We start from the raw sequence: 3,945 nt of genomic DNA on the forward strand, positions 1-3,945 counted from the left end.
GCGCCGTACAGCTGCAGCGTCGAGGGCAGGCCGGGGTCCATGATGGTCTTGGCCTCCACGATCGTCACAAGGTCCTTTTCGATGACCACCGCGTCCGCCCAGCGGCGGAAGTTCGCCAGCGCGTTCCAGGGCAGACCGGGAATGTCGCTCACGCCGGGAATCACCGGAATCGGCCCCAGCCGCACCTGGTTGATGATGCGAGCACCAGCAAACCTGTGTGCGAGGAAGCGTGCTAGAAGACCTGCTTCGCGCTGAGACTGTGGAACTCCGGGCATTCTCCCCAACTCCCGCCAATTTGCACATTAAAGGCATCTCCTGATGATATTGTCAAGCCACCATATGTGGTGGTCTGATGGCGCATCGAGCGCAATATGTTGTGGTCATGCGACCGCGACCGCCACCAGGAGTGCAAATGGCTTCAATTACCCCGCGCAAAATCACCGACGCCACCACGGCAGTCAACCACTGGCAGGAGTCCACCTCGACCGCCGGCAACCGCTGGCTGGAGGGCTTCCTCAACCCGCGCCGCGATCCCAAGGCCGCCATGATCGCCTCCGAGAAGGCTTGGGAGAATGGAGTCAACCAGGCGGTGGCGCGCAAGGCCTTCGCCAAGGGCGCATCGCAGATCGACCTGCAGGAGATGGCCGACACCGCTCAGAACGTGGGCGTCAGCGCCTACCAGCAGGGCACGCAGGCCCGCGTCCACAAGTTCGGGCGCAAGATCGCCAAGGTTATCGCGGCGGAAAGCGCGCTCATCGACAAGGTGCGCGCGATGCCCGACGCGACCATCGCCGAACGCGCCGCCCGCGCCGCGTTCTGGATCACGGAGATGGCGAAACTGCGCGGCACGTTCTAAGGCGCGCAACCAACCACGCCCTACAGCGAGGCAAAAAAATGTCACCAGAAGTTCAGGCCATGACCCCGGCGCAGCGCATGACGGCGGGCTACTGCCCCGAATGCGGGCTTAACCTCACCGGCATCAACGTGATCTCGCACTCGCGCGAGCACTGGCCGCAGGTCATCCCCGATCGCGCCGACACCCAGGAAGCGCGGGTCCGCCAGCGCATGATGCAGAACTACTACGACGCCCAGGTCGCCGCGGCCGCGGCCGCCGCCGCCCAGGCCGCACAACCCGCAAACCCAACGCCCGCAGCGTAACGGAGCGCACACGCGATGTTCCAGCTGTCAGCCTATTTCGCATCGATCGCCAACACCGCCGCCGACCAGCAGGTCGCGGCGATCGCGGACGGCCTCATTCCCACGCGCGACTCCGCCCTGGTCGTGCCGGCGGACATGCACAAAGTCGTACTGCTGCACGCCTTCGGCACCAATCTCACCGTGGCGAAGGTCAAGCCCGCATCACACCGCCGCTTCGGCGACTACTGGATCGAGCCCATCGCCAACGCGATCGGCGGCGCGGGCGCGACCACTCCGTACCTCGATCTGACCGATGGGCCGGGCGCCGGCGCCCCGCTCGAGCTCGACCCGCAGGAAGAGCTCCCGTTCTACGCGCAACAGAACTCGGCCGGCGCGCAGAACGCCTACGGCTTCGTGATTTTCGCGGATGGCCCGCTGCGCAAGCGCGAGGGCAAGTTCTTCACCGTGCGCGCCACCGGCACGACCACTTTGGTGGCAAACGCGTGGTCATCGGTGTCGCTCTCGATGGACACTGGGTTGCCGGCCGGCCGCTACGCCCTGGTGGGCGCGCGCGCGAAGAGCGCAGGCCTGCTCGCTTTCCGCTTCATCATCGTGCGCCAGAACAACCGGCCCGGCGGCCTCGCCTTCCAGGGCGACACCAGCTTCGAACCGACCGGCCAAAGAAACGGCGGATGGGGCATCTGGGGCGAATTCGACCACCTGTCTATCCCGACGCTGGAGGCCTTCTCGACCTCGGCCGACACCTCGGAAACCGTCTGGTTCGACCTGGAGAAGATCGCGTAACCGGCGCGAGCAACCTATGCCCGAGCAAATTGTCTTCAACCGCACAGCCAGCAGTGCGCCGGCGGCCGACGCCGCCCTGGCGGTAGCTGACGGGACGCGAAAGAAGCTCATGTTCATGAACGTGAGCTACGGCAAAATCCACATCTACCCGCGCTCCGGCGTCCCGCCGCTGCCCAACAACATCATTTTGATGCCGTGGTCCGATCCCCTCATTCTAGACCTTCGCGAAGACGGCGATCTGTGCCTGGCCGAGTGGTGGGGCGGCTCCGACGATGGCATACTCGCCCACAACCTCATAATCGCCGAAGTGCTGGAGGTTCCGTAACCACATGCGATACGGCGGTTTCACACCAGCCGATTGGGCTTACCTGCTCAGCGGCGACTACCACATCTTCGGCGGCTTCGCCAACGTCGCGGCGGTCGCCGCCCAGAACAGCGAAGCGCAGCTGCAAAATCCCACCGGATCGGGCAAGCAGGCGTTCCTGCGCGAGCTCTGGGTGTCGCTTGCCACCGCCGGCGACGTGGTGCTGACCAGCTTCGCCACCCAGCTGGGCACCGACGACGGCGCCGGTGTCGCCCTGCATTTCGGCGGCGGCGCGGCAAAATCGCACGTGCGCCACACCACCAACGCCGGCATCCAGGGCACGCAGTTCGGCCGCTTCTCGCTGCCGGCCGGCCAGGCCGTCAACGTTCTCAAGGACTGGGACGTTGCGCTCGATCCCAACTCCGGCCTGCTGGTCGCCGCGGTTACGGTCAACGTCGCGATGATAGCCAGTTTCGTGTGGTCCGAGAATAACTAGCCCGCAGGCGATGAGCCTTCATGAAATACTGCAAGCAGCACAAGCCGCCGCGCAAATAGGTTTCTCGTTCGTGGTGTGCTGGTGGCTACTCACTCGCCACGACAAGTTGTTATCGACCTTGCTAGAATTCGAGCATCGCGAAAAGGAAGCTCTGGAACGAATCCTCAGCGTGCTGGAGAGAAGGAACTGACCATGCAAGCGAAATACTATCTGACCGTGCTCGGGAGCGCCGCCGCGGCCGTGCTTCCGGTCGTCACCCCGATCATCCCGGCCCCCTTCAATTTTGTAGTCAGTGGACTACTCACTGTCGTATTCAATTACTACCATCTCAACCAGCCCGCGCCACACTGAGTAATAGTTTGCCCTGCGTTGCCAAGCACAGCTTGAGGGCAGCTGCGTATAACGCAACGGATAAAGCGCAGCGATGGATACTGCAATGAAAGTAACCCTGAAGTGGCAAGAAAACGACGTCACCCTGACCGCGTTTGAGATGGACTTGCCGCTGACGCAGGACGCGCTCGACGCCCTGGCCGCGACCGTGAAGTACCTGCGCAGCCGGTTAGATCCCGGTTATTTCGCCAAGCAGCTGTTGGGCATGCAGAACCCGCGGAAGCTGCCGCCAGCGCTCGAGAACTACGTTCACAAAGTCCAGGACGCGCTCGATCGCCGCGATGGCTGACGCGCCGCAGATCGAATGCACGGCGCCGCCGTGCGCGCACGAGGCGCTGTGCCGCGCGTCCAAGGCGAGACAAACATGGCATTCGATTTCACCCATCTGCCCGGCGGCGGCGGCGACACCGGACCGCTAGTGACCGGCCTCGACGCCGGCGTCAATGCCGGCCTGTGCGTCGGGCTGCTCGATGCGCTCGCGTGCCTCAGGGCCGTGGTCGATGTGTTCCTGCTCATCTTCGATGAGTTCTTCGGCCAGATTTTCAGCGGCCGGCCGAAGCTCGGCAAGGACAGCGCCACCGATGACGTAGCGCTGTTTTTCATCCCGTCGCCCAACCCTGTCATCAAGTTGTGGGGCATGGGAATCCGCATTCTCGAGGCGCAGGGAATACCCCTGTCAACCTCCAATCCCACCGCGCGTCAGAAGTACATCGACCTGGCCACGGCTGTGCGCGCCGACCTTGTCCGCCAGTTCGGCGCGCTCGACGGCGCAAAACTCTACACCGGGTACGCGCAGCTAAGCAGGCTCAATCAC

General features: G+C 64.0%; 9 protein-coding genes. 8 read left to right on the top strand and 1 reads right to left on the bottom strand.

Going from position 1 to position 3,945, the window contains the following annotated elements:
• A partial coding sequence (locus VFA60_14035) for a hypothetical protein (protein HZQ92909.1) occupies nucleotides 1-185 on the bottom strand: 185 nt, incomplete at its 3' end.
• A gap of 227 nt (nucleotides 186-412) precedes the next feature.
• On the opposite strand from VFA60_14035, the gene VFA60_14040 reads away from it, so the two are divergent.
• The 8 genes from VFA60_14040 to VFA60_14075 all read left to right on the top strand — a co-directional run.
• Nucleotides 413-856: a hypothetical protein gene (locus VFA60_14040; protein HZQ92910.1), complete on the top strand. Its 444-nt coding sequence runs from the start codon at nucleotides 413-415 to the stop codon at nucleotides 854-856.
• Nucleotides 857-894: 38 nt separating this feature from the next.
• Entirely contained in the window at nucleotides 895-1,158 is a 264-nt protein-coding gene (locus VFA60_14045) for a hypothetical protein (protein HZQ92911.1), read from the top strand.
• A 15-nt stretch (nucleotides 1,159-1,173) separates the two neighbouring features.
• Entirely contained in the window at nucleotides 1,174-1,941 is a 768-nt protein-coding gene (locus tag VFA60_14050; GenBank protein HZQ92912.1) for a hypothetical protein, read from the top strand.
• A gap of 16 nt (nucleotides 1,942-1,957) precedes the next feature.
• Nucleotides 1,958-2,266 carry a hypothetical protein gene (locus VFA60_14055; protein ID HZQ92913.1) on the top strand — a complete coding sequence of 103 codons (309 nt, stop codon included), beginning with the start codon at nucleotides 1,958-1,960 and terminating at the stop codon, nucleotides 2,264-2,266.
• Nucleotides 2,267-2,270: 4 nt separating this feature from the next.
• Nucleotides 2,271-2,741, top strand: coding sequence for a hypothetical protein (locus tag VFA60_14060; protein HZQ92914.1), 471 nt, complete (start codon nucleotides 2,271-2,273; stop codon nucleotides 2,739-2,741).
• Nucleotides 2,742-2,933: 192 nt separating this feature from the next.
• Nucleotides 2,934-3,092: a hypothetical protein gene (locus VFA60_14065; GenBank protein ID HZQ92915.1), complete on the top strand. Its 159-nt coding sequence runs from the start codon at nucleotides 2,934-2,936 to the stop codon at nucleotides 3,090-3,092.
• A gap of 85 nt (nucleotides 3,093-3,177) precedes the next feature.
• Nucleotides 3,178-3,420 carry a hypothetical protein gene (locus tag VFA60_14070; protein ID HZQ92916.1) on the top strand — a complete coding sequence of 81 codons (243 nt, stop codon included), beginning with the start codon at nucleotides 3,178-3,180 and terminating at the stop codon, nucleotides 3,418-3,420.
• Between the two features lie 15 nt (nucleotides 3,421-3,435).
• A partial coding sequence (locus VFA60_14075) for a hypothetical protein (GenBank protein HZQ92917.1) occupies nucleotides 3,436-3,945 on the top strand: 510 nt, incomplete at its 3' end.

It is taken from the genome of Terriglobales bacterium (genome assembly GCA_035651995.1).
Taxonomy (GTDB): domain Bacteria; phylum Acidobacteriota; class Terriglobia; order Terriglobales; family Acidobacteriaceae; genus DASRER01.